We start from the raw sequence: 26,550 nt of genomic DNA on the forward strand, positions 1-26,550 counted from the left end.
TACTTTTATAACATCTATAAAAGATAATAAAAAACTACGTGGAAAGACCGCATTTTGTATAAAAATATACGTTAAGTTGATGGATGTGTGGCGGTACCCCAGAAAGTAATTAAATGTTAAAAATGGTTGAAAATTAAAGTTCCGTGTTATTATTATATAGAGAATTTTAAATTAAAATTGTATCTGGAGAGGAAATTCTATAAATGAAAACAATAAAAGGGAAACTATCTTTTAGTATTGATATTATAGGCTTTATAGCTTGTGTAATAATGATTATTGTAACTTTGGTTAATTTTAGAGCATGGTTACACCCATTTTCATTCTTTTTCTGTGGACTAATTTTCTTCATTAATATAGTAAAGACGCTTAAGGGAAAACGAAATAATTCCAACTAAAAAATAAAATTAATCCTTATATAGAGGTCCCGCCACATCGCTATCAAGCTAAAATTTTATAGTATCCCCAGAACGAAACTTTGTGCTAACTTGTAACAAAAAAACTCATTTGTTCGTTTTGGGGTAATTCTGAATTCTTAAGTTGATAGGCATGTATGGTGAAGCCTAGTTTGCCTAGAATAGATGGATTGGTATGGCATCATCATCAAATACCAGGAAAAATGCAATTAGTAATAAAAGAAGTTCATAGTGTGAATCATTTAGGTGGAAATAGATTATGGGGAGGCGGAATTAGATGAAGAATTTAGAATGGAAGTATGCGGATGATTTGGTTACGGAAGAATTTGTGGAAAAAATAGGTCAATCACTGGGAATCAAGTTTCCCAAAGATTATATCGAGTGTGCAAAGGTAAATCATGGGGCTAATGTAATACCATATTGTTTTGATGTTGAAGGAATAGAAAGAGTCTTTGGTTCATTACTTTCTTTTGATGAGGAGAGTAGTGATTATATTGTAAGAGATTATAATAACTATCGTGCTACCTTACCTAAAGATGTAGTTCCCTTTGGAATCGATCCAGCAGGAAATTTAATCTGTTTTGATTATAAAAATCATGAAGAGAATCCAATTGTTGTCTTTTGGGAACATGAAGATGCATGGGAAAAGGAAGCGCTGATGGAGAGCGAAGGGATTACGGCAGGAGAAGCAGAGGAAGTCGCAAGAGAAAATGTATTTTTTGTTGCTAATACTTTCATAGAGTTCTTAAGTAAATTACACGATTAATAGAGAATTAAAATTAAAGGGCTATCTCGGCTGTACCCCTAGTAGGGATACGGAAACGATTCTGGGTATGAGGGGTCACTCTGGGATTAAATTCCATAATATAATTTTGATAAGGGGTCCCACCCACACGCTGGACTAATGTAAAAAATTACTTATATTATATTATTACTATGTAAACTATAATATAAGTAATTCTTTTTATTGTTTATATTTTGTTATTTCCTGTTACAGAATCCTTATAATAAGGATTCTATTTTTTTGCATTAAATTTCTACAAACAAAAAAAGATAAGATCGGAGAATACGATCTTATCTTCAGCACAAGGAGTAAACATAAGTGATAACCATCACATTTTTATTATACTCTAATTTTTGTTAATTTTGAATATTAAAACCATAATTTACAAGTATGTCTATATTGTTCAATTCATTACAAATTTAGTTGTAAATGTTTTTAAAAACGAATGTAAACTTTTACCCATTAGTTTACATTCAAACTACCGAAAACATTGACTTTACCCCAATCCGCCTAATATCCTCAAAATCAGCAAGAAAAGTATACATTCAAAACATTGTAAATAAGGCGTACCGCCAAATATAAAACATATCCATAGGGAAGCGTGTAGCACCTTGCTATAATAATGTTGGAGTTATTTCCTAATTATTGATGAAGGAGCTTAGACATGGAAAAGATTAATAGAATATTAAGTGATTTTGCTAAGGTTAATGAATATGATGGCGTAGGTAATGATTATAGACTATATCTTTTATCAGAAAATACAAAAGAAGATATATGTGAGCTTATAAAAAATTATATAAAAGCTACTAGTGACGACACAATAGAACTTATACAGTTGAATGAATGGCAGCAGGATTTCCTTTCTTGTGAATTTCCTGAAGGTGAAGAGTATTGGTTCGGAACAATACCCAGTGGATATGATTTGAAAGGATTAACACCGAAGGAGTTTATAATAGAACAGTTATTGAATACATTTGAACAAGGGATTGGAGCAGTTTATTCGGTAAAATTAGATATAGGAGCCTATTATGCTTGTAGTTATGAAGAATATGTCCTCGTAACCAATAAGGGAATTTATTATCTTTCTATGCAAGTACATGATTAAAAAGAAAATGTGTACAGTGGGGGGGCTTGCCACATCGCTATCAAGCTAAGAAATGCAGATGCCCCCAAAACGAGAAAATTGACATCTTCATGTGAAAATGTACGATTTTTTTGTTTTGGGGTGTTATAAAATTCTTAAGTTGATGGGCATGGGGATAATTTAAAATCTTAGGTTGATGACCAAGGGGTGCTACCCCTATATATCTTTTTGTATAACTGTCGATAACGATAATTATATGAATACGAAAGCCCTCCAGTTGTAGTTTTATAATAAAGTCACGATGTTTATAAGAAAGATGCGATGTTCTGAATAAAGTTGCGACGTTTCTAAAAAAGATGCGATGAAATAACTTAGCTAAGTGGAGAAGGGATTTCATTTCATCTTTTTTATTGAACGAATGGAGCAGGATAACTGTAGAATGTTACTTATAATATATTTTAAACAAAATAGTACAGGAGGTGCTAAAATGGCTAGGTTAAAATTATTAAAGAGTATAGGACATAATACTGTTCATAGCTATTTAAGCTTAATGAATTATAGAGAAAACGGATATGTTATTGAACATTTATATAATATTGCTAAAAAGAAAAATATAGATAATATTGTTATAGATATTTTAGAAAGAAATATTAAACCCAAAGCTTTTGAAATTCCAGTAATAAAGGAGTCTTTAGATGATTTATTGAAAGACTTCGAACGTCTTCTAAAAGGTGAAAATATCCCCTTAGACAATGTTTTTTCTGCAACAGCAAGCATAGGTTTTAATTTAGAAAATCCGTACATTCGTGTTTCTGGTGCTAAACTAGAAAAATATGATTGTCTTGTAGAGATTATAGATAAAAATGAGAAATCACATAAAATTACTGTTAAAGAATGGTGGAGATAGTTCCATTCTTCTTTGATCAACAGGGGTTTTAGTGACATATGGATTATAGAAATAATCAAACTTTTTTATAAAAAATAACTCCTCCACAAAATTATACCCACTCATTTTGATTAATCTTTTTTCAAAATGGATGGGTTTCTTCTATTGTAAAATCAACATTTGTAGCACGATTATAATTGAACTTTATTCCAAATCAACACCAGTTAAAAAATCTGGAGGGCTTTTTAATAGTCTTCTAAATACATTGAATCCCGATAATGAGACGTTATGTCAACCTCACATGCATAGGATATACATACGAAGAAATTGAAGTTGTGATAAAATTGAATTATTTGGAAATCTTTCTGGAGGTGAAAATACCGTATGCAAAAGTTAACTAACAAAAAAATTGATTATATTATAAAACAATTAATGATAAATGATTTGAAAGAGTTCATACATATTGGAGAAGGTGCATGGCATGAAGTTTATAGAATAAAGACCTTTTCAAATCAAGATTTTGTCATAAGGATTAAAAAAGAGAAAGCATATAACCAGCTTCAAACTTACACCAGACAACACCTTCTTACAGAATATGAATCATCTAAAACATATTATAACCAAGCCAACAAGTGTATTTGGAGAATATGCCCCACCGAATTTAAATATTTCATTGATGAAGAAATAATATTTAATGCAGAAAGCTTTATGGGAAGTAGTTTACCGTTACATAGCTTAGACTATAACAAATCATTATACTTAGGGCAGTTGTTGGGAAAATTTTACAAAGGGATGCACGATAGGGATACTATGCTGAAGGGGTATGGAAATTTAGTATGGAACGAAAACAATATAGAGGGTAAGGAAGCATTAGATATTCAAGAAAAATGGGAGCAAGATAATGATTTTTATCTTAAAGCATTAGAAAAGCTAAGTAACTCAGAGTTAACATTCAATCGGAAAAAGGTTGAATTAAAAATACAGAATATCATGTCTATCCGAAGAAAAAGGATACAAAAGATATCTTTGGTTAATCAAGATGTTACCCCTGAGAATATAGTATTCCACCAGGATAATGTTTCTATTATTGATCCATATCCTAGATTAGATTTTGATGTAAAGTATGCTGGTTACTTTTACTTTTGTTATAAACTTCTTCTCCCTTCTTATTCCAACGCTCCAAGATATATAGATAGGGGTTATGATAACAGTGTAGACGTATTAAACAGAATAGCAGAGGGTTTTGTTAAAGGGTATGCAGGCAATGATCACTCTCTATATAAAAGACTAATTGATGAATATCTTTTGTGGATCTTATTAGAAATTCATGAACATTATATGCTGTTAAAACAAGAGGATTTAAGTTATAAGGTTGAACAGCAAATGGGAAATAAGGATATTCTAGAACAGAGAATGGAAATGTATTTAAAGGAACTGGAGAAATTGATTGAAAATAAGCGCTAGAACTTTATAGATTCTCAGAAACATTGACTTCCAATAACGAGAATTATATAAATGAGCTGTCCATATGGACAGCTCATTATTTTTTTGCTTAGACCAAATGTTTTCCCTTACAACATTTTTATTCGCCACATTTATTGTATTAAAATCCAGTGTTGGGTTTCTTTGCCCATCCCCTCGAAATGGGGGAATAGCAAGCGGATTATTAAAAAATCCTTATAAACAAAGGATTTTAACGTCTTTTAAAAATGATTATGTCAAAACATATACATTTCAATTGAAATATTTCAAATAATTATAATTTTTATTTTTGAAATGAAAAATTATAGATTTATAGCTAATTCCCCCATCTCGGGGATTTGAGCAAAAACACCTGAGTACAATGAAAAGAATAAAACCAAAAGCTAAAGGCTTATCGTTTTATTCTTTTCATTTAATTTCTTGCCCCTTATCTTTCATCTCCATACTAATACCACACCTTTTTTTATTTTACTCTCCTACTTCTTTTTCCTTTTTAATAAACCTTATAATTAAGTCTTCACCTTTGTATCTAGGGTCTAACTTAATCTCACCTTTATATTCAATTACCTTCACCTTATCCATGACAATTATACTGTCATACAACTCTTGCCCTACCCATAACTTTTTAACTTTATCATCAACAATCAATTCTAAAGTAGGGCGTTCAAAGATAAGATACTCGTTCTCAACATGTCTCCCAAGAACAGGTGCTTCTATTGGCTTACCTTTCGCAACTAGTTCACCGGTTTGATACCCCTCTATTACTGACAAGACTATGCAAAACAATACAAAACAACCAAAGTATATCCAATTTTTCTTTCTTCTCTTTTTCTTATATGCTTCCAGTTCTACAATATACGCTTCCAATTCATACTCTGTGTACCCCTTAACGTCTGTAGTCAAATAATAGGTTTTTCCAAACTTTTTACTTGTAAATGCTACATAGTCGTTTAAATACTCTGGGTCTTTCTCATAGTTTATAAATTTCTTTTCCCCCATACTGCTACCCCTATCTGAAATTACCAAGATTACGTCTATTAAAAATCACTATAAATAATAATAAAAGCATCCCTATTCCAAACACAATAACATTGCTTTGAGCAATTTCTTGATCTCTCCAAGAGGTACAGCCGAGATATGTGTAAAAATAGGTTATAAGCTTACTTTTATTTCCGCTTGTAGTAACAATGCGTATAAATATATGTTTAATGTGTAATTTTTATGTAACAACGAAAAAAGCACCCGTTTGGATACTCTCAATGTGAAAGAGTGTGTGTATTGAATAAAATAGCGGTTAGATTGTCCTATTCCCCAATATATACTTGTCCTTCTTAAAATGTGAAAAAACGTTCTAAATAGATTCTTAATCATTTATCTACTAGTACTTCATAGGTGTACCCCAATTATTACTTTTATCAAGTTGAATCTTTCCGTCTTCATCTAACCTTTTGAGAAGATACTTAACACAATACATTTGATCTTCCATTACCATCCAATAACATATTTCATCAAACGATACTTCGTATAATGGTAATCTCAACATCTTAAGTACTTCCAACACATGAGAAGCGTGCTTTTCATAAAAGTTATTTAGTAAGTCTATAGCTTTTTCTGTAAACTTTATCTCGTCTACATCCTCTAAATAGCCTTGTTCAATGAGTTTATCTTTAATGCCTGGTGCTTTGTTTATTTCTGATGGATTTCCTATGTAATCAGTAGCGTTTATTAGATAATGTAGCAATTCTTTTTCTTCTAACACAATTCATCTCCCCTTTATCTCATTATAACAAAAGAAACCGCTACAAACGTAACAGCTCTTTTAAGAGGATGTGATTAGATTTCACAAAACAAACGAACACAACGAACGAAAATAGAAATAGTTAACAAATGTCTGTTTTTATAGTTTATAGGTGGACATAACTATACCTTCATTTTATATATATAAATTATTGTTGATTGTATGTATATTTATTTCTATAAGAATACTATATTCTTCACTATTTACCTATACTTATATTTTCACTAATTAATTATTATGTAGATGTTTATTTAAAGTTATTTATTCAAAATAAACAAGGGGTTTGCAATTAGACTATAAAAAAAGAGTCCTAATAATAAAGGACTCTTTTTTTATGTTTATTTGATATTATCAAGGTTTTTAATTCACACTCGCTTTTCGATCAGTTGAATTTGAAAAATGTCACTGTCATTAATACCAAGCACCTTCATTTCCTCTTTAAACGAACGCCAGGGTTCCACTTTAATGGATTTTATACTTTTATCCCGCAAAGTATATTCTCTTATATAATATGAATTTTGTTCTTTATTCTTCTTCAAATAATCTTCCTCCGTTATTTTTAATCGATGTAATCATAATATCTTTTTAACGAAAGCTTAGATTTAAAACCTACCTGTTTTATAATTTCTCCCTCTAAAACTCCATTTTCAATTAGCCGTAAAATGAATGTATTCCGTAGATGTTGTGCTGAAATTCCTTTTCTTATATTCGCTCTTTCAACTTCAAGTCGAATCATTTTTTGAACAGCAATTTCTGTTAAGGCTTTTGGAGCATCGTTGTCATATGACCAATGATAAGTTTTTCGAGTAAAATCAAATGCAACGAATAGTGGATCATCACTATGGTACCTTGGACGAACAGGTTCAGGAATACTTTTGTTATAATTATATAAGCGCTTTTTATCACCTTCACTTAAAACAATCGTTCTCTCTATACCCACTATTCTTGGTACTGAGATCGTGTTGTTTTCAAAATGAACGTGCTTCATCTGTAAACCTACAAGTTCTTGTAAGGACAATCCATTATTAATGAGTAAATGCACAACAGCAATGTTACGATCCATAAGTACTGGACGAACGGAGCTTTGTTTTTCTGTTAACCCTTCTAATGAGGTTAACATGTACTTTAATCTTTTTTCTTCCGCTTTAGAAATAAAGTCTTCATCTCGTAACGCACGATTAGGCTGAATTACAAAATTCATATCTTCTATTGGGTTAGGTAGGTCTAAATATTGATAAAGTCTACTTAGTACAATATAAACACGATGTAACGTTTTATCCGAGTAATTTCGTTGCATCTTTAAATCATTAAAATACTCTTCATAATCCTCTGTATGAAGTGTCGTCCATATATTGTGTAATGGAAGCTTTTTAGATTCTTGCAACCATTGACCAAAATATTCAATATCATAGGCATATCGTTTAATTGTGGAAGGTTTTCTACCTTTATCTAATAAGAAAGAAGAAAAATGCTGTACTGTGTCTTGGAACTCTTTTGTTGGCATAGCCTTATCATCCTAATTTTTTCTTTTAGTATATCAAATTTTAAATCGCTTAAAGTATACATACCCTTCTAAATTTATACCTGGGGTATCACTAACATTTCGGAAAAACCCTAAGCTAAGAGTATACAAGATTTTATACAAAAAATCGGAAGACATAGGGAACTATGGGGAGGCCGGAAGGAGCGCCATAGTAGGAATTGCATAGAATCATAGAAAAAGAAAAAGGCGGATTCCTTGTGAGAGTAGGGATCCGCCTTTTTCCTTGCTACCGATAATAGGACGTTATGTTAACCTCACATGTATAGAATATTCATAAACAAATACCGCTTTATATGTTTAAATTAAATATATAAAGCGGTATTTAAAAAGGAGAACTAATATGAGCAATCAATCTAATTTGATAAAAGAACAAAAAACATTATGTCAAAAATATAAAGCAAATTATCTAGAAATACAGCCTACTATGAAATTAGGCATTTCATCTAACGTAAGAGATGGCATTATCCCCATAAATGGTCTTCGTCATCATCCCGAAGATGGAACTACAGGTTGGTTTATTTGGGCTGGTGAAGAATTGTCACAAGATGATAATTTTTTCTTACCTTTACACGTTGAACACCTTGACGAATGGGCACCAAGTATAAAAAAATATCTTGGACTAGCTCCAGGTTGGAGATTTTTGATTGCAGGAGATTATGAAGATGTTTGGTACGATCCTGATTTATTAGAAGAATAATAAATTTCTTTTTCAACTTCTGATAACGAATTTTATGTAAATAAGCCGTCCGTATGGGCAGCTTATTGTATTTTTTGCTTAACGTGGGTTTTTTCGAAATTCTGATGGTACCCCTAAGTAGCAGCTACAAAAGAGGAGAAAAAGCCGTGGTGGAAGTTTTGGTAAGGACAAGAAGAGGAACCGCCAGCCAGGGTAGGAACGTATAAAAATAGAGTTTTAGAAAAAGAAAGAGTGGATTCCTTGTGAGAGTAGGGATTCGCTTTTTTCTTGCTACTGATAATGAGACACTATATTTGACTTACATAAATATCCTATTTGTTCAAATTTGTCTTTGCTGATGGTACAATTAAAGTCATGGAGGGATATTATGGTAATCTTTTATGTAACACTGTTTCTTATATTCGGCACTGCAATATTCTTATTTTTTAAGTCTGGTTCACCAAAAATTAAGGCTAAAAACCTATCATTGATAATGGTCTGTTTAGGGATAAATCTACTCACAAGTCCAATGGCTTTTTTTATAGGCGGGATGGCAACAGCCCCTCCAGATAGTACTGCACTTGATTTTTGGGGAGGATTTCTCTTCATTCAGGGAATACCGCTCCTCATACTACTTGCAGCTTTTTTGAAGTTTGCACTAGCAAAGAAAACAAGAAAAGTATAGAAGCATATAATGAATAGGTGGATGCCTTTTTAGAGGAGGGATCCACTTTTTTCTCGCTATCAATAATGTTGTGTTATGTTAACTTTATATGAATATCCTATACATCCAAATTTACACAGAATTGTCCTTGCTAATGGTACAATTAGGATAACGGAGGAATATTATGGGATATCTTAATCAGCTTTATGTAATACTGTATTTTATAATCGGCATTGCAGTATTCTCATTCTTCAATTCTGATTCACCAAAAACTAAGGATAAAAATCTAACATTCATAGTGGTCAGTTTAGGGGTAAATCTATGCACAATTCCAGTGGCTTTATTTATAGGTGTGATGGCAACAGACTCTCCATATAGTACTGAACTTGATTTTTGGGGAGGATTTCTCTTTATTCAGGGAATACCGATCCTCATACTACTTGTAGCTTTGATGTGGTGGTTTATCCGCAAGGGCAAAGAAAAAATCGGCACATAGAATTTTAAAATGACTTGCGCTAACGATAATTATGTAAATAAGCTGTCCATATGGACAGCTTATTGTATTTTTTGCTTAGCGTGGTTTTTTTCCAAAATGCTGGCGATACCCTAAATTGCAATTGTCTTGGGGTTTTTGCACCAGAACCGGTCTATCTATAATACTTGATACACCTTTCTTGAAAAGGGATTCTATCATCGAGCAGCACTTCTTCTTGCAGCAATTTTGTTATAGTCTCTATTTTTACAATGAATAGTGCGAAGAAGTCGCCCGAATTTGGATATGTAAATAGTCCATACCCCTTTGGTGACAGTATTTTGTTGGCCTCCTTAATCTTTTCAGGTAAAAATTCATAATTAAATGCTTCTAATTTCTCGAGTTCTTCTTGTGTTGCTAATTCAATTTGGTGGGCAAATTCGTAATCAAGAATAAAATTGACAATTTCTTGGTATTGCTCACCTTTATAGTCAACGTATAAAAACTGTTTCGTCGTCAATCCATATTTTAATAGGTCTTCATGTAAGTCATAACTTCCTTGTTCCTTCAAAAATGTTTCCAAATCCTTGCTATCAGGAAATATAATCTGCGCTATCCCTTGATCAGGCATATTAGCTTCCTCCCTTTTATTGAAATAATTCTCCATGCTTGTTAGGAATATATTCCGGGTAGTTTTTACGATAAAATTGATCGATCATCTGAAGCACGGGGTCCCATTCAGGGTATGGCTCACGTTCTCCAAATACCATTTTCGCTTCTGGAGTATTCATCAGAAAATTATCGATTTGAGTAGGTACTGGCAACCCTAGTTGTTTCCTTACATGGATCAAGAATAAGATTTCATAAGGATAAAATCCGAATCCGAAATCACAAAATTCTTCACCTAGCTGTCCGATTTCAGAAGCTAATGCAGAATGATACTGAGACATTATCGAAATTAGATGTTCTATTTCTTCTAAATCACCAGTCGACCAACGTCCCAGCACTTCATCATAAATGTTCAGGTCTTCAGGGATTAAGTCGCATCGTAGCTCAGCTTCCTTAAACTTATTTATCAAGGCTAGATGCAATTTTTCATTCGTTCCCATGATGGTTTTATTTTTATACTGCAAGTACAGCTCTAGCAAAAACCAAATATGTCTATCCTTTTCATTGGCATTTATTAAATGTCCACCGAAGTGATGAGCCATAAAATCATATAATATATTTTCTTCTTTCTCCCATCCATACATTGCAAAATGAACTAATGTGAGGACGACTTCTCTAAACGAATATTCCAACATCATCCCAGGATACCTGATTGTATAGAGATCCTGTCCCATGCACTGGTAAAATAAGACCTTCTGCATGTTCTTTAATCCTTCTACATTGTTTCCACCGCTGATCAATACATCGTTTTTCCATAGTGACAAGTGATATGAAGAAATTTGGTTTAGATTTATTAATAGTATGTGATCTTTATCTGTTTCATTTTGCTCAACGATTTCCTCATTCTCTCTTCTACTAACATTATATTCATCTTTAACATCTTCAAATTTGATTCCATCCACAAAATTTTTGCTATATCTTTTAAAAGCCATTTCTAACTTTTTTTGGTTTATCATTGTATCCTCCCATTTGTATGTTTTCTAATTTCTGTTTCTAAACATAAGTGAGACCCCAGTTTCAACCACTCTTATTTTAACTCAAATGTAAATTATAGTAACTTATTAAATGCACTTTTCTTAATTATTCAGCCTTTTACCTTAAAAAAATCGAATGTAAACCAATACCTATTTATTTACATTCAAAACATTGTAAATAAGGCGTACCGCCAAATATAAAACATATCTATAGGGAAGCGTGTAGCACCTTGCTATAATAATGTTGGAACTATTTCCTAATTATTGATGAAGGAGCTTAGACATGGAAAAGATTAATAGAATATTAAGTGATTTTGCTAAGGTTAATGAATATGATGGCGTAGGTAATGATTATAGACTATATCTTTTATCAGAAAATACAAAAGAAGATATATGTGAGCTTATAAAAAAGGATATAAGAGCTACTAGTGACGACACAATAGAACTTATACAGTTGAATGAATGGCAGCAGGATTTCCTTTCTTGTGAATTCCCTGATAGTGAAGAGTATTGGTTCGGAACAATACCCAGTGGATATGATTTGAAAGGATTAACACCGAAGGAGTTTATAATAGAACAGTTATTGAATACATTTGAACAAGGGATTGGAGCAGTTTATTGGGTAAAATTAGATATAGGAGCCTATTATGCTTGTAGTTATGAAGAATATGTCTTCGTAACCAATAAGGGAATTTATTATCTTTCTATGCAAGTACATGATTAAAAAGAAATTGTGTACAGTTAGACATAATTTAGGATATCTTTTACCCGGTTCTTTGTATGATAAGGAACTGTTGGTTTGAAATAAAGTCACGATGTTTTGAAAAAAGATGCGATGTTTATAATAAAGTCGCGACGTTTTGAAAAAAGTTGTTGTTAAAGATGGTGTGAATTGGAATTTTACTCCATCTTTTCTTTTTAATTTTGTATAATGAAAATAACGATATTTATATATTTTTATATTAAACAATTAAGCAGGAGGAATAAATAATATGTTAGATACATTAATAAATCATTTTAAAGATGTAAATTTAGTATGTTCACAATGTGGTAAAATAATTGAACGTGGTGAACGATTTGCAGTTTCTTTAGTATTATCCGAAGACAAAAATATGCCTGTTGGACAATTAGATAAAGTATTAGCTAAGATAGCAAACGAAATTTTATGTAGTAAATGTAAATAATACTGAACAGGGAGCTAATCTTCACTATTTGCTTGTCAAACTTAATAACGAAAATAAATAGCTCAAAAAAATCAACCCATGCATTTTAATCAAACTTTATTTCAAAGCAACAGTAAGGGGTCTTCTTTTGTACGTCAGTTCTTTACGTATATCCAAGAATTATAGTTCTTAATAATATGAAATTCATTTTCTTATAGTTAATTAATCCTAAATATAAATATATGTCTTTCTATAAGAATAATGCTACAACATTCTTCTTCATTTACCTATATTTTACTAATATATTATCATATCGATGTTGATTTAAAGTGATTTATACAAAAAAAAATGGATTTTTTAGGAATAAAAACATAATAAACTGTTCATTTTTCATAATTCACATAATTTCCAAAATTATAATCTTTGATTGTTAATATTTGTTATATAATGAAATTACAACTACTACTTAGGTAGTTTCCCTATTGTGTCTATTGAAATAATTTAGTTTGCCCCTGTTATCATTAACCTAAAAAGAAATTGTAGGAATTCCTACAATTTCTTTTTGTTCTTCGGATTGACGGATAATAAATGTTATTAGGGATACCGCTAACATTTCGGAAAAAACCACGCTAAGAGCATACAAGATTTTATACAGTTTTTCGGCTAATCCAGTAACAAACAAGAACCCAAAAACCCACGCCAGGATAGGAATGTATAAAAAAATGAATAGAGTCATAGAAAAAGAAAAAGGTGGATCCCTTGTAAGAGTAGGGCCACTATGTCCTTGCTACCAATAATAGGACGTTATGTGAACTAGATTTGTATAGAATATGCATTTAACCCTTTCGGATCTTCTTCAACTAAAGGGCCAGATTCTAGAATAAAATCATTGCTCAAATCATGAAATATTGAAATAATTATGATTAAGTTAAATGGTAGGACTGTAGAAGAAAGAAGGGACATTTTATGTTAATTAGAGAGATAAAAATTGAGGATGCAGAGAATTTTTTAAATTTAATTACAGAAGTAGAAGCTAAATCAAATTTTATGCTTATGGAAGCTGGAGAAAGAAAAACTACTTCTGAACAGCAACGAAAACATATAGATAGTCTTGGACAGCAAAACAATTCAACAATCTTTGTTGCAGAACAAGAAGGGAATTTAATAGGTTATTTGATTGCTATTGGCGGAAGTGTAAAGAGGAATAAACACTCTGTTTACATTGTTGTTGGAATTTTAGAGCAAAACAGAGGACAAGGGATTGGAACAGCTTTATTCCAACACGTAGAAGAGTGGGCGAAAAGTAATCACATTTCACGATTGGAACTCACAGTGGTTACTAAAAATGAAGCAGGTTTAGCTCTATATAAAAAGAGCGGATTTGAAATAGAAGGCACAAAAAGAAATTCTCTTATGGTAGATAGAACTTATTATAATGAGTATTATATGTCAAAGTTATTTTGACTTTGTAACTCAATTAAAGGGCGCAATTGTTCAATAAGCAGCACAAAAGGATCTTCAATCGAAGATCCTTTTTCAGTACCGATAATGAGACGTTATGTCAACTTGACTTATATACAATATTCATTTCACATTCTATCTATCATATACTAAAGGTAAGATTAGAAAATCGTGGGGATGATTACATTGAAAAAATTTTTTGTCAGTTATTTAGCCTGTTTGATATTTTTCTCAGCTTTTATTAGTATTTCAGGGTATATAAAAGAACCCCATTCTACAGAGACATGGGGCCCTATTTGGTTATCCATTATTTTTTTTATCATATATGGAAGTATTCCTGCTCTTATAGGTTGTGTAGTAGGAGAATTTTTTTATAGAATAATAAAAAGAAGTTATGAATTAATCGTGGGAATCCCTTTATTCACATTGTTAGGAGTTTTCTATTATTCTTTCTTCCGTATAGGAATCTCTATGGGATATATTATATCTGACTTCTTGTTAATAGGTATTCCTATTGCTTTATCGTCTTTAGTATTTTATTTTATAAGACGGATCTAATTAACTTCCAATAACGGGAATTATGTAAATACGAAACCCCTTCAGCAAGTAAGCTGAAGGGGTTTTTTCTAGATACATTGAATACCGATAAGTGGGGTTATGTAAACTTTTAATATGGTTTTTAATCTTTGGACAGGATTAAAATTGTTAAATAAAAATTATTTATACAAATTAATCCCTTATCTATTATAGATAAGGGATTAGTTTGATTTTGTTGTATGGTATAAACAAAATTGAGTGTCATAATATATGGTAACATGAATATTCATGTGTCTTTAAAATTTTATTTATTCTAAACAAACAAAAAGAACTAGTATCATACTAGTTCTTTTTGTTTGTAGATCCATATTTAAGTAGTAGGGTACTACATATAAATCAATACAATATTAGAAGTAAAAGGATACCAACCTTTGTACAGATTAATTATAGTATAAATTTTCAGAAAAAAATATATTTATTAGTTGGTTATTTATTCCTTGTTTTATCGTGTTTTGAATATATACTTTTGTCAGTGGTTTTGGGGAAAATGAGTAAGTTGTAATGAATTTAATAAAACCAAAGATTTGAATGTAAACTAATATTAAAAAGTTTACATTGAAATCAATTATGGAATTTTGCAATCAAACAACCTATTTATGTTAAAATTGGAAATATATGATTTTTTTCAGGGGGAGATTTTATTGCATAAAATTTCAAATTTGATTTGTGGAGTATTATTGGTGATTTATATTTTGTATTCATTTTTTCTAAAAGATGAAAGTGATTTGAATGTAATTATTATATTAACCGTCTTGCTTATTATTTCTGTAATTTTAGACAAAAGAAACATAAAAAAACGGATCGATTAAAGGTCGGCTTTTTTATGTTTTTTAATGATAATGAAAGTAAACTTCTATCTATTAGTTTACATTGGAACTTACAATTAAAATCCAACATACAATACTATGAGCATTTACAATATAGTTTTGGTCAAAACCACAGCGATTGCTGTGGTTTTTCTTATTGATGAAACTGAAAGTAAACTTATATTTATTAGTTTACTTTCATGTTTTAGGTCTAAGGAAAGAGGATAGTCCCTCGCTTCATTCCAGTCTATACCTTCTTACTTTCTCTATATAGGGCTAAAAGTTCCGCAAGGAATGTGCCAAAACCCCACCTGAAGTACCAGCAAAATGCGATACACAATACGTTAAGGTGCATTTTTGTTATAATATGGATAATGCGATTAATACATAATGAAAGGTTGGGGCGTTTTAATGATAAATAATATAAAAGATGCTTTTAGTTTTTTAATTGATATTTTTAAAGGAGAGTTACCTGTACACGATTTATATTTGATTGCTCTAATTATGATTATTATGCCTATTGGAGAATCTATAAGGGAAGCAAGACAAAAGGTTTATACAAAACCATTTTTTTTATTTTGTAAATGGGTTCCTATTTCATTTTTAGTTGTTTCAATTTATTTAACTGGATTTTATTATATTGTTAATTTGGTTAATGAAATTGTTTCTTCTCCAAACGTGTTTCAAGATAAACAAAGTTTGCGTTCAATTGCTATTATGTCTTTAACTATGGCTAGTACTTCTGCTTTAATTATTTCTGTTGGTAAATTGGATAAGTTTTTTATAAATAATAAAATTATTTTTACTTTTATTGTTAATTCTTTATTAATAACGATCGGGATGTATTTTATAAATTTAATTTGGTATGAAACTATTAAAGTACCTTTATGGAGTTACGGATTAATAGGTGTAATTAATACTATTTTCATTTGTTTTTTGTTGTGGGAACAGAATAAAGAAAGTAGAGAATTGATACAGGAGCAACAAAAAATTAATTAGGGGTAGCGTCACATCGCTATCAAGCTAAGCTTATGCAAAGTCAATTTTAGACGAGATTGTTTCTTTTTCCTAGAGGACAAGTGTAGGTGATTGAAAGATTTGCATACGAAAGAAACCCTAACGGGTTTCACTTTTTTGAATTAAGCGGCTTGATTATCGGACAGGGTACAATTGTAAATGACACCTAATATATCAAAGACCGTTTTTTTCTCATATCGATGAGATTTCCGCCCATTTTGCTGTAGGAGATTGAACAGGCGAAGTAACACCTTTGATAGCTCTTGGGTGTTTTTTTGTATAGTTTGGAATAGAAGAAGAAAATAGTCTTTAATCATATATATGGCTTTATACTCACTAAGCTCTCGTTTTTTCTTCATGAGGAGCAATTGGCGCATTTGAAACATGATAGAAGAACAGAGTAGAATGGCAATCAATTGACCATATAAATGGCACTCCAATCGTTCTGGTTTTATCTTTTTACAATAATGAATTTGAAAGAATGACTTCCACGTTTTAAATAAAATTTCGATTTGCCAACGCAAAGAATACCAGTCATGTACCTGTCCCATCGGGACAATATCTGTAGGGGTGTTTGTCATATATACATTGATACCACTGAGTCGTTTGCTACGAGGAGAATATTTCATTCCTTTCTTTTTTTCTCTTAGAGTTTGATCTTGTAATCGCTTTTCTTGTTGTTCTTTTGTTAGTCGATGAACAATTACACGAGTTGGTACTTTATCAGTCATTCCTATATAAGCGTCGGTTATTTCATATGCTTGTCCTGGCTGAAGAGAGTTCATTAACGTTTCCATATCTAATTGTATATACTCTGTACCTTTCTTAATTCTTCCATCTTGAAAATAATCAGGGCTAGGATTTTTTTGATAAATACGTGTATTTGATTTGATACGAGAGATATAGTAGGCCCCTTTATCTTGTATATATTGAAGGTCTTTTAAATGAAAATAACCTAAATCTCGGATACATAAATCATTCGCTGTCACAGTTGGGGCACACAGAGAGCCGTAAGTGCGATCATGTTGTTTACCTGGGCCTGTATGAATATGTAGGAACTGTCCACTTAACAAATCATACTCAAGTTGAATTTTTATCCCAGCTGTATGGCTGCACCTGGATAAACCGATGAGAATACATCTGGGAGTTGAAATGCAGTTGAATCTAAAATACGAATAAAAATTGGTGTGATGAAGATGGATTGGGTAAAGGATAATGATAAATGGTACTATCTGGATGGAAGTACGGATGGTTCAATGAAAACAGGTTGGTTTCAAGAAAATAATCAATGGTATTACTTAGATGCCAATCAAGGCGGCGCAATGGTAACAGGTCAAGTTACCATTGGTGGCCAACAAGAATCATTTGATGAAAATGGACATTGGATATCTGTTAACAAATATGTAGCTGAAGCAAAGAAATATCTTGGTGTACCTTATGTATGGGGTGGAGCAACTCCAAGTGGATTTGATTGCAGCGGATTTATTTCCTATGTATATAAAGTAGCTAGACAAGATGCTGCAGGTTTCTATAACTCTGCTCAAAAAATTAGCAATCCGCAACCAGGAGACTTAGTGTTCTTTAAGAATACATATAAAAATGGTATCTCCCATATTGGTATTGTTGTTGGAGATGGAAGAATGATCCATGCTGGTGATAAAGGTATTGAATATTCTAATTTAAACAGTTCTTATAATCAACAGCACTTTGCAGGTTATGGTAGACTTAAATAAAGTAATAAAATTTAATGAAAAAATGATTTGATTTTCCTTGGTAATTGAAAAAGGTTTGTAAAGAAAAAAAGGAATCCGTAACGGGTTCCTTTTTTCTGTTTTAAGTGCGTTATAAAATTCGTTCTGTTGCAAAGTTTTCTAAATGAGACTACAGTCTAGAAAAAAGAGTAAGGGGAATCACAAATACGATATTTTAAAGGGAAACAGTTTAAGAAAGATATTATTTTGGTAGCTGTGGGCTACAACTGTCGTTTTTCTTTAAGCTATCGCGATGTGTCTAAAATTCTCAAAGAACGTGGTATTTCTATTCATACAACAACTATCATGCGCTGGGTTCATGAATGTGGAAATCTTATCTATCAAATTTGGAAGAAGAAAAACAAAAACACATTGTTATCTTGGCGTTTGGATGAAACCTATATCAAAATTAAAGGAAATTGGTGTCATTTATATCGAGCAATTGATAAAGAGGGACAAACACTTGATATTCAACTTCGTCAAAAACGAGACAAACAAGCAGCATATGCTTTTATGAAAAGACTAGCTCGAACTTTTGGAGAACCAACGGTTCTGACGACAAATCTCCTTCTTTAGCTTCCGCATAAGGAGATATGTCTTTACAAAAATACCTTTCATCGTACAATAAAGTACCTCAATAATATCACCGAGTAAGATCATCGACATGTGAAACGTCGAATTTCCCTTTCCTTATCCTTTCAAAGTCTTCACCATGCCTCACGTACTATTAAAGGTATAGAAACTGTCTATGCCATATACAAACAAAAGCGAAGTCTTCAACTAAACTTCGTTTTTTCGACGTATAACGCATTACACGAATTATTAATAGTTTCATAAAACTGGTCCGCAATATTCCCCATCTCTTTATGTCTTCGGAAACTTTGCAACAGAACCAAGAAAAGGAATGTAGTAAAAAATCGTATACAAGTACTCCCTTACGATAGATATGTGAGGTGCATGAAAATACAAAAAGGGAAAAGAATGATAAACATTCTTTTCCCTTTTTACCTAATGGAACTCTCATGCTCATTAGCTTTTCAGTATATCGAAAAATGCTGTAGAATTTACCTATTCTATTATAACAGCATAAAACATGGTTTTAAGATGCAATATTGCATATCAGAATGTGTTGATATATATATAAGTACTTACTATAATGAAAGCATAAAGATAAATCACATCTTAGCAACAACAAAAGAGGAGGAAATAATATGACAATCGCAATGGCAATTTTAAAATTTGTAGGTGGAGCACTTCCATTAGTTCAAGAACTTTTAAAAGCATTTATGTAAGTTCACTATTTAGCAATTATTTATAAATAATTATCATACCTTAATACGAAAAAAAGGAAGGGGTTGAATTTTTTGAAAATTATAAAAAGTGTTAAAGGAATCAAATTATTAGCATGTTTATCAATTGGCTTATGCACTATTAATTATTCTTCTATTTCCTTCGCTGAAATAAAAACAAGTAATTCAGCTGATGCAACAAAAAAAGCTATTAACATTGATACTGGCATAGGAAATCTTAAGTATAATAATCAAGAGGTTTTAGCAGTAAATGGGGATAAAGTAGAGAGTTTTGTTCCGAAAGAAAGTACAAATTCAAATGGTAAATTTGTAGTAGTTGAACGTGAGAAAAAATCACTTACAACTTCACCAGTCGATATTTCGATTATTGATTCTGTGGCTAATCGTACTTATCCAGGAGCAGTACAACTTGCAAATAAAGCTTTTGCAGATAATCAACCTAGTTTATTAGTGGCTAAGAGAAAACCTTTGAATATTAGTATAGACTTACCTGGCATGAGAAAAGACAATACAATTACTGTTCAAAATCCTACATATGGTAATGTGTCTGGAGCAGTAGATGAATTAGTATCTACTTGGAATGAAAAATATTCAAAAACACATACGTTACCTGCAAGAATGCAGTATACAGAATCTATGGTGTATAGTAAATCTCAAATAGCAAGTGCTCTTAATGTTAATGCTAAATATCTTGACAATTCACTGAACATTGATTTTAAAGCGATTGCAGATGGAGAGAAAAAAGTGATGGTTGCGGCATATAAGCAAATCTTTTATACCGTAAGTGCAGAACTACCTAACAATCCATCAGATCTTTTTGATAATAGCGTTACTTTTGATGAGCTAACTCGTAAAGGGGTAAGTAATGCGGCTCCGCCTGTTATGGTGTCAAATGTAGCTTATGGTAGAACAGTTTATGTGAAATTAGAAACATCATCTAAGAGCAAAGATGTACAAGCTGCTTTTAAAGCCTTAATTAAGGGGCAAGGCGTTGAAGCGAGTGGACAGTACAAAGATATTTTTGAAGACAGTACCTTTACCGCTGTAGTATTAGGCGGAGATGCAAAAGAGCATAACAAGGTTGTTTCAAAAGATTTTAATGAAATCCGAAATGTCATTAAAGATAATGCAGAATTAAGTTCTAAAAATCCAGCATACCCAATTTCATATACAAGCACTTTCTTAAAAGATAATGCAACTGCTGCTGTTCATAACAATACAGATTATATTGAGACTACAACTACAGAATATTCAAGTGCGAAAATGACCCTTGATCATTACGGTGCATATGTTGCTCAATTTGATGTATCTTGGGATGAATTCTCATATGATCAAAATGGAAAAGAAGTACTAACCCATAAAACTTGGGAAGGAAACGGCAGAGACAGAACTGCTCATTTCAATACAGTCATACCACTTCCACCGAATTCAAAAAATATAAAAGTCGTAGCAAGAGAATGTACAGGTCTTGCATGGGAATGGTGGAGAACAATTATTAATGAACAAAATGTTCCATTAACAAATGAAATTAAAGTTTCAATTGGAGGAACAACATTATATCCAAATTCTAATATTAGTCATTAATTAAAGCCTAATATATGTCCGAAGCGCCCTGTTTACAGGCGCTTTTTTACTTGGTCGCAAGTATATCGGTGCTTTTTCAAATATATCATACTCCTCTAATTGGCCTCACCATACATGCCCATCAACTTAAGAAATTGGTTGTTCCCCAAAACAAAAAAATGAGCCGAATTCTCATAAATGACTGTAAAATAATAATTTTTTCATTTTGAGGACACTTTAATATACTAGCTTAATATTATGCAATATTTCATGCAAACGATTGCGTTTTTTTCGTATATAATGAAAACGGATACATAAGTGTTTTATAAATTTAAAAAAGGGAAAAGGAGAAAAGGGATGAAAAAACAGTTTCAATATTATGGTATTGTCATTTTATCTGTCTTGATGTTATTTGTATCTCTATTAATTCCACAAGCAAGTTTTGCAGCCGTAAATGGAAAAGGAATGAATCCGGATTACAAAGCTTACTTAATGGCACCATTAAAAAAGATTCCGGAAGTAACAAATTGGGAGACATTTGAAAATGATTTAAGGTGGGCAAAACAAAATGGTTTTTATGCTATTACTGTTGATTTTTGGTGGGGAGATATGGAAAAGAACGGGGATCAGCAATTTGATTTTTCATACGCACAGCGTTTTGCTCAATCAGTAAGAAATGCAGGTATGAAAATGATACCTATTATTTCTACACATCAGTGTGGTGGAAATGTTGGCGATGATTGTAATACACCAATTCCTTCATGGGTTTGGAATCAAAAAAATGATGATAGTCTTTACTTTAAATCTGAAACCGGAACTGTTAATAAAGAAACATTGAATCCACTTGCTTCTGATGTAATTCAAAAGGAATATGGTGAACTATATACGGCATTCGCAGTAGCTATGAAACCGTATAAAGATGTAATCGCAAAGATATACTTATCTGGGGGACCAGCTGGAGAGCTGAGATATCCTTCCTACACATCTGCTGATGGAAGCAGTTATCCATCACGTGGAAAGTTTCAAGCCTATACAGAATTTGCAAAATCAAAATTCCGTTCCTGGGTATTAAAAAAATATGATTCCTTAAATGAAGTGAACAAAGAGTGGGGTACAAAACTTACTTCTGTTTCAGAAATTTTACCACCAAGTGATGAGGAACTGTTTCTAAAGAATGGATATAACTCTTCATATGGAAAAGACTATTTAGAATGGTATCAAGGTGTTTTAGAAAGGCATACAAAATTAATTGGTGAATTGGCACACGATGCTTTTGATCCAAGTTTTCAAGTACCAATCGGCGCAAAGATTGCAGGAGTACATTGGCAATATAATAATCCGGTTATACCTCACGGGGCAGAAAAGCCAGCAGGGTATAATAATTATAGCCATTTACTTGATGCTTTCCAAAGCGCAAAGTTAGATGTAACATTTACTTGTCTAGAAATGATAGACAAAGGTAGTTATCCCGAATATTCAATGCCTAGAACATTAGTACAAGAAATTGCAACATTAGCTAATCAAAAGGGAATTGTATTAAATGGTGAAAATGCTTTAAGTTTAGGAAATGAGGCAGAGTATAAAAGAGTTGCAGAAATGGCCTTTAATTATAATTTTGCTGGATTTACTTTACTTCGGTATCAAGATGTAATGTATAACAATTCATTAATGGAGAAATTTAAAAATTTATTAGGTGTGACTCCTGTTATGCAAACGATTGTAGTAACAAATGCTCCTACAACAATAGGTGATATTGTTTATATTACTGGGAATCGTGCTGAATTAGGAAGTTGGGACACGAAAGATTATCCAATTCAATTATATTATGATTCTCATAGTAATGATTGGAGAGGAAATGTTGTGTTGCCAGCTGAAAGAAATATAGAATTTAAAGCATTTATTAAAAGTAAAGATGGAACGGTCAAATCATGGCAAACAATACAACAAAGTTGGAATCCAGTCCCACTGAAGACTACCTCTCATATAAGTTGGTGGTAATTATATTATGTAAATAAAAAAGATCCTTTAATAAGTGATAAAGGGTTCTGGTGCAAACCTCGAATGCTGTCAAAATATACACGAAAATATGAGAGTAATTACGAACGTTCAATCTTTACAAAGTATAAAAATACGGATTTTTATATTGATTTCCGAACAACTCATTTTCATGAGAATATAACATTCATGTTGGATTATCTACGTAATCATTTTTGCACCAGAACCAAAATTATCATATCTTAATACGAAAAAAGAGGAGGAAATGATATGACAATCGCAATGGCAGTTTTATCATTCTTCGGTGGAGTACTTCCATTAGTAACAACACTTATAAAAGCATTCATGTAATATAATTCTCTGCACTTATTTTTTAAAATTATCATACAAATGATCTGTATATCAAAGATGAATTGATGTGCAGATCATTTGTGTGAGCAATTGATAATCCTCTTTCCTCCATCATTTCCACCGGGTTACGGAAGCTCAAATTGTACCGTAGGTACCACCTTACTGTTAATAAGATTAGTTCAGGCTGATAATGCTTCCATTTAAATAAATTTTGCTTTTCCATACTGATCACGCACTTTTTTTAGAGTCATACTATCAGTATGTCCAAGATTAGGGGATTACTTGCAAGAGTCTTGGGATTTTTGCACCAGAATCGTTTTATACATTAAAGGTATTTATGTTATTTAATTATATTTTTGCAACCGTGCTGTGTTATACTTCTGAAGTACTGACATATCTAGTAGGACTTATAGATTTCGGTTTATCATATGAAATGAAAAATCAAGCCGTTATTTTTGAGGTTCAGGCAACCATTATTTAAACTATTATTCACACTAAAAGAAGTACAAGGAGGAAGGTGTATCTATTAAAATAGTGAGATATACCTAATTAGAAATGAACATTAAATTTAATAAAAAAGTAGTAGCATTCACGGCAGGATTAACGGTATTATCTTCACCATTGGTATCGTTTGCAGAGGAACAACAATCAGTAAACAATAAGCAACCTACAAGCGTTCAAGAACAAGGTAAAACAGACCAACTTCAAACATCAGATGAACAGGCTTTAAAAAGTATTGAAGCTAGTTTTGAAGAGGTAGACGGACGTAATGGAGGTACTGTCGATAATAAGAAAGCAGACAGTCTTCAACGTTCAGAAGGTATTCATGAAGAAACAGGTACATTAACTGTTCCTAACAATTCAAACAGAACAAAACGTAGTCTGTCTTCCGCATCACCTAGTATCTCTAGTACAATAAACGGTGTTCCATTCACTGAATGGATTGTTCCAGCAGGTAACGATAATATTCGTCCTCAAAACTACATGAGTCCAAAGTACATTACAATCCATGAGACTGATAATACAAGTGTAGGTGCAGGTGCTAGAAACCACGCCCAATACCTATATAACCAAGCAGTAGGGAACACAGACCGGGCTGCATCATGGCATTTTACAGTAGACGATAAAGAGATTTATCAACACCTACCATTAAACGAGAACGGATGGCACGCAGGAGATGGTGATGGTCCAGGTAATAGAGAATCTATTGCAATTGAAATCGCAGTTAACAGCGACGGTAACTACAGTAAAGCGGTAGATAACGCTAAGAAACTTGTAGCTTATTTAATGAAAGAAACTGATGTACCGTTAAGTAACATTGTAAAACACCAAAGATGGAGTGGTAAAAACTGTCCTGCTAAAATGATTAATAATGGGCAATGGGATGCATTCGTAAATGGTGTTGGGGGGTATTATAATAATCTTTATCAACCAAAAGATGACATTACAGGAGGTTGGTATGAGCCAGCTATTCGAGAGTTAGATAGAAGGGGTATTATGGTAGGGGAAGGAAACGGAGTTTTCGCACCTAATAGAGCGGTAACAAGAGCCGAATTTGCTCAATTAATCTCTAAATCTCTAAACCTGCCAGCTGGAGATACTGCATTTAAAGACCTAAACGATGCAAACTCAACTCTACAAGATGGTATTAAACGCACTGCAAGTGCAGGTATCATTGTAGGTAGAGGTGACGGTTATTTTGACCCAAACACACCTATTACAAGAGAAGAATCAGCAATTATTGTAAACAAGGCTTTACAGTATAAAGGTCTATGGGGGCCAGTTGCAAACTTACCATTCGCAGATAAAGACCAAATTATCTATAAAGAAGACGTACAAAGATTGTATGGATTAGGTATTGTAAAAGGTAAGGGAGACAATCGATACGATCCTAAAGGAACAACAACTCGCGGTGAAACAGCATCATTCATTCTAAACATGCTTCAAGTAATTGAAACTGGTAGTGTTCAAAATGTAATTGGAACGGCTCAAATCGATGGTATTGGAGTAAATATTCGAAATGGAGCAGGTACAAACTACTCTATTGTTAGGAAGGCAAGTAAAGGCGAAAAAGTTACAATATATGAAGAAAAGAATGGTTGGCTAAGAATTGGAACAGATCAGTGGGTTTATTATGACTCTAGTTATATCAAATATAACAGTTGATAAAAAACTACATAGTTAAAGGAACAAGTCATATAGAAATATATAACTTGTCAACAGCTTGAAAAACAAGCACTCAATACTGAGTGCTTGTTTTTATTATTACGATTGTGAAAATAAGAATTCAGGAAATTCAACTGAATCAGGTGAATTTCTTATATATTTTTGTCTAGCGCCAACTGCTTTAAGAAAATAATAATTTGCACTTTCACCTTTAAGAAGGTAGTAACAATTGAAATTGTGAATCCTAAGAAACCTAATTCTTTTAGTTTTTCCTCAGATAGTTTGAATACACGTAATACGAAAGAGAAGATTATTCCAACTATGAAAAATCCAATAGATAACGTCAATAATGACATGATTCTACAGAAAAAATAGCGTATTTTTTCATTTTAGGGGGCATTTCTTTTTATTAGCTTGATAGCGATATGGTATTATCTCTAAAATAAAAAAATATTGATTTCGCTTTCATTCTTTCTCATAAGTTCGAGCTCAACAGGTCAACTATCTCTTTGTATCCAAGACAAGCTTCTTTAGCGGTAACTATTGATGCTGTAAATACTAATTTTAGAATGCCTAATATTTTATCAATTGGGCCGGGCAGTAGAACTCGAATTTTTGGATAGAGGACATCATATGTTTTTGATATATTAATAGTTAGGGAACACAAATTGAATAACATAGTAGAACAAGATCATCGCTTTATAAAGAAACGAATCCGTTCTATGCTAGGGTTCAAATGTTTTGACACAGCTACATCCATTCTTTCTGGAGTAGAGGCTATGCATATGATTAAAAAAGAACAGATTGATTTACGGGACCAGTCTGTCCAAAACAAGAAAGAATTCATCCATCAATTGTTTGAACTTGTAGCATAAAATACAATTCTGTTAGGAATATATGCGTTTTACTGGTTTTCATTTTATCT

21 protein-coding genes and 9 pseudogenes are annotated in these 26,550 nt (G+C 32.1%); 21 read left to right on the forward strand and 9 right to left on the reverse strand.

Going from position 1 to position 26,550, the window contains the following annotated elements:
* Window positions 1-565 precede the first annotated feature (565 nt).
* The 5 genes from MR065_RS24380 (at window position 566) to MR065_RS24400 (ending at window position 4,631) form a co-directional block, all read left to right on the forward strand.
* Window positions 566-694, forward strand: coding sequence for an HNH endonuclease (locus MR065_RS24380; protein ID WP_232290929.1), 129 nt, complete (start codon window positions 566-568; stop codon window positions 692-694).
* The gene (locus MR065_RS24385; RefSeq protein ID WP_242215357.1) at window positions 691-1,179 is read left to right on the forward strand and encodes an SMI1/KNR4 family protein; all 489 of its coding nucleotides are present in this window, start codon (window positions 691-693) and stop codon (window positions 1,177-1,179) included. The genes MR065_RS24380 and MR065_RS24385 overlap by 4 nt, the downstream gene beginning before the upstream one ends.
* A 682-nt stretch (window positions 1,180-1,861) precedes the next feature.
* Complete coding sequence (locus MR065_RS24390; RefSeq protein ID WP_215551097.1) at window positions 1,862-2,302, forward strand: hypothetical protein; 441 nt, start codon at window positions 1,862-1,864, stop codon at window positions 2,300-2,302.
* Window positions 2,303-2,768: 466 nt separating this feature from the next.
* Window positions 2,769-3,188 carry a hypothetical protein gene (locus tag MR065_RS24395; RefSeq protein ID WP_242215358.1) on the forward strand — a complete coding sequence of 140 codons (420 nt, stop codon included), beginning with the start codon at window positions 2,769-2,771 and terminating at the stop codon, window positions 3,186-3,188.
* Between the two features lie 363 nt (window positions 3,189-3,551).
* The gene (locus tag MR065_RS24400; protein WP_242215359.1) at window positions 3,552-4,631 is read left to right on the forward strand and encodes a hypothetical protein; all 1,080 of its coding nucleotides are present in this window, start codon (window positions 3,552-3,554) and stop codon (window positions 4,629-4,631) included.
* 486 nt (window positions 4,632-5,117) lie between these two features.
* Here the strand turns inward: MR065_RS24400 and MR065_RS24405 are convergent, their stop codons facing one another.
* The 4 genes from MR065_RS24405 to MR065_RS24420 all read right to left on the reverse strand — a co-directional run bounded on the left by MR065_RS24405 (window position 5,118) and on the right by MR065_RS24420 (window position 7,951).
* Window positions 5,118-5,648: a hypothetical protein gene (locus MR065_RS24405; protein ID WP_071744279.1), complete on the reverse strand. Its 531-nt coding sequence runs from the start codon at window positions 5,646-5,648 to the stop codon at window positions 5,118-5,120.
* A 379-nt stretch (window positions 5,649-6,027) separates the two neighbouring features.
* Window positions 6,028-6,408, reverse strand: coding sequence for a hypothetical protein (locus MR065_RS24410; RefSeq protein WP_215551100.1), 381 nt, complete (start codon window positions 6,406-6,408; stop codon window positions 6,028-6,030).
* Between the two features lie 404 nt (window positions 6,409-6,812).
* The gene (locus tag MR065_RS24415) at window positions 6,813-6,986 is read right to left on the reverse strand and encodes a hypothetical protein (RefSeq protein WP_242215360.1); all 174 of its coding nucleotides are present in this window, start codon (window positions 6,984-6,986) and stop codon (window positions 6,813-6,815) included.
* Window positions 6,987-7,006: 20 nt separating this feature from the next.
* Window positions 7,007-7,951 (reverse strand): tyrosine-type recombinase/integrase, encoded by a 945-nt coding sequence (locus tag MR065_RS24420; protein WP_242215361.1) that lies wholly within the window; start codon window positions 7,949-7,951, stop codon window positions 7,007-7,009.
* Between the two features lie 379 nt (window positions 7,952-8,330).
* Between MR065_RS24420 and MR065_RS24425 the strand changes: the two are divergent.
* From MR065_RS24425 to MR065_RS24435, 3 genes and pseudogenes are all read left to right on the forward strand, one after another.
* Window positions 8,331-8,684 (forward strand): annotated as a pseudogene (locus MR065_RS24425) (immunity protein Imm33 domain-containing protein); the annotation flags it as partial.
* 370 nt (window positions 8,685-9,054) lie between these two features.
* Window positions 9,055-9,351: a hypothetical protein gene (locus tag MR065_RS24430; protein WP_242215362.1), complete on the forward strand. Its 297-nt coding sequence runs from the start codon at window positions 9,055-9,057 to the stop codon at window positions 9,349-9,351.
* 163 nt (window positions 9,352-9,514) lie between these two features.
* A complete protein-coding gene (locus MR065_RS24435) occupies window positions 9,515-9,826 on the forward strand; it encodes a hypothetical protein (RefSeq protein WP_242215363.1) in 312 nt (103 codons plus the stop codon).
* A gap of 151 nt (window positions 9,827-9,977) precedes the next feature.
* Here MR065_RS24435 and MR065_RS24440 read toward each other — a convergent pair whose 3' ends face one another.
* Entirely contained in the window at window positions 9,978-10,433 is a 456-nt protein-coding gene (locus MR065_RS24440) for a DUF6630 family protein (RefSeq protein ID WP_071745743.1), read from the reverse strand.
* Window positions 10,434-10,449: 16 nt separating this feature from the next.
* A complete protein-coding gene (locus MR065_RS24445) occupies window positions 10,450-11,427 on the reverse strand; it encodes a hypothetical protein (RefSeq protein WP_242215364.1) in 978 nt (325 codons plus the stop codon).
* A gap of 301 nt (window positions 11,428-11,728) precedes the next feature.
* Here MR065_RS24445 and MR065_RS24450 point away from each other — a divergent pair, with 301 nt between their 5' ends.
* From MR065_RS24450 to MR065_RS24470, 5 genes are all read left to right on the forward strand, one after another.
* Window positions 11,729-12,169, forward strand: coding sequence for a hypothetical protein (locus MR065_RS24450; protein WP_242215365.1), 441 nt, complete (start codon window positions 11,729-11,731; stop codon window positions 12,167-12,169).
* A 268-nt stretch (window positions 12,170-12,437) separates the two neighbouring features.
* Window positions 12,438-12,629 (forward strand): hypothetical protein, encoded by a 192-nt coding sequence (locus MR065_RS24455; RefSeq protein ID WP_242215366.1) that lies wholly within the window; start codon window positions 12,438-12,440, stop codon window positions 12,627-12,629.
* Window positions 12,630-13,574: 945 nt separating this feature from the next.
* On the forward strand, window positions 13,575-14,072 hold the full coding sequence (locus tag MR065_RS24460) for a GNAT family N-acetyltransferase (RefSeq protein WP_242215367.1): 498 nt from the start codon (window positions 13,575-13,577) through the stop codon (window positions 14,070-14,072).
* A gap of 183 nt (window positions 14,073-14,255) precedes the next feature.
* Window positions 14,256-14,627 (forward strand): hypothetical protein, encoded by a 372-nt coding sequence (locus MR065_RS24465; RefSeq protein WP_242215368.1) that lies wholly within the window; start codon window positions 14,256-14,258, stop codon window positions 14,625-14,627.
* 1,256 nt (window positions 14,628-15,883) lie between these two features.
* On the forward strand, window positions 15,884-16,471 hold the full coding sequence (locus MR065_RS24470; RefSeq protein WP_242215369.1) for a hypothetical protein: 588 nt from the start codon (window positions 15,884-15,886) through the stop codon (window positions 16,469-16,471).
* Window positions 16,472-16,611: 140 nt separating this feature from the next.
* On the opposite strand, the pseudogene MR065_RS24475 reads toward MR065_RS24470, so the two are convergent.
* Window positions 16,612-17,669: pseudogene (locus MR065_RS24475) on the reverse strand (IS4 family transposase); the annotation flags it as partial.
* Window positions 17,670-17,685: 16 nt separating this feature from the next.
* On the opposite strand from MR065_RS24475, the pseudogene MR065_RS24480 reads away from it, so the two are divergent.
* From MR065_RS24480 to MR065_RS24500, 6 genes and pseudogenes are all read left to right on the forward strand, one after another.
* A pseudogene (locus tag MR065_RS24480) lies at window positions 17,686-17,799 on the forward strand (3D domain-containing protein); the annotation flags it as partial.
* 102 nt (window positions 17,800-17,901) lie between these two features.
* Window positions 17,902-18,222: pseudogene (locus tag MR065_RS24485) on the forward strand (C40 family peptidase); the annotation flags it as partial.
* A gap of 183 nt (window positions 18,223-18,405) precedes the next feature.
* Window positions 18,406-19,077: pseudogene (locus tag MR065_RS24490) on the forward strand (IS6 family transposase).
* Between the two features lie 267 nt (window positions 19,078-19,344).
* Window positions 19,345-19,532, forward strand: a pseudogene (locus MR065_RS27640) (hypothetical protein).
* A gap of 63 nt (window positions 19,533-19,595) precedes the next feature.
* The gene (locus tag MR065_RS24495) at window positions 19,596-21,134 is read left to right on the forward strand and encodes a thiol-activated cytolysin family protein (RefSeq protein ID WP_242215370.1); all 1,539 of its coding nucleotides are present in this window, start codon (window positions 19,596-19,598) and stop codon (window positions 21,132-21,134) included.
* A gap of 336 nt (window positions 21,135-21,470) precedes the next feature.
* Entirely contained in the window at window positions 21,471-23,111 is a 1,641-nt protein-coding gene (locus MR065_RS24500; RefSeq protein WP_242215371.1) for a family 14 glycosylhydrolase, read from the forward strand.
* 427 nt (window positions 23,112-23,538) lie between these two features.
* On the opposite strand, the pseudogene MR065_RS24505 reads toward MR065_RS24500, so the two are convergent.
* Window positions 23,539-23,682, reverse strand: a pseudogene (locus tag MR065_RS24505) (IS6 family transposase); the annotation flags it as partial.
* Between the two features lie 332 nt (window positions 23,683-24,014).
* On the opposite strand from MR065_RS24505, the gene MR065_RS24510 reads away from it, so the two are divergent.
* Window positions 24,015-25,625, forward strand: a complete 1,611-nt coding sequence (locus MR065_RS24510; protein ID WP_242215372.1) for an S-layer homology domain-containing protein — start codon at window positions 24,015-24,017, stop codon at window positions 25,623-25,625.
* A gap of 200 nt (window positions 25,626-25,825) precedes the next feature.
* Here the strand turns inward: MR065_RS24510 and MR065_RS24515 are convergent.
* Window positions 25,826-25,984, reverse strand: a pseudogene (locus MR065_RS24515) (epimerase); the annotation flags it as partial.
* 303 nt (window positions 25,985-26,287) lie between these two features.
* Between MR065_RS24515 and MR065_RS24520 the strand changes: the two are divergent.
* Window positions 26,288-26,500: pseudogene (locus MR065_RS24520) on the forward strand (DDE-type integrase/transposase/recombinase); the annotation flags it as partial.
* Window positions 26,501-26,550: the final 50 nt, after the last annotated feature.

Origin of the sequence: Bacillus cereus group sp. BfR-BA-01383, from assembly GCF_022663495.1 — a bacterium.
GTDB classification, from domain to species: domain Bacteria; phylum Bacillota; class Bacilli; order Bacillales; family Bacillaceae_G; genus Bacillus_A; species Bacillus_A cereus_AU.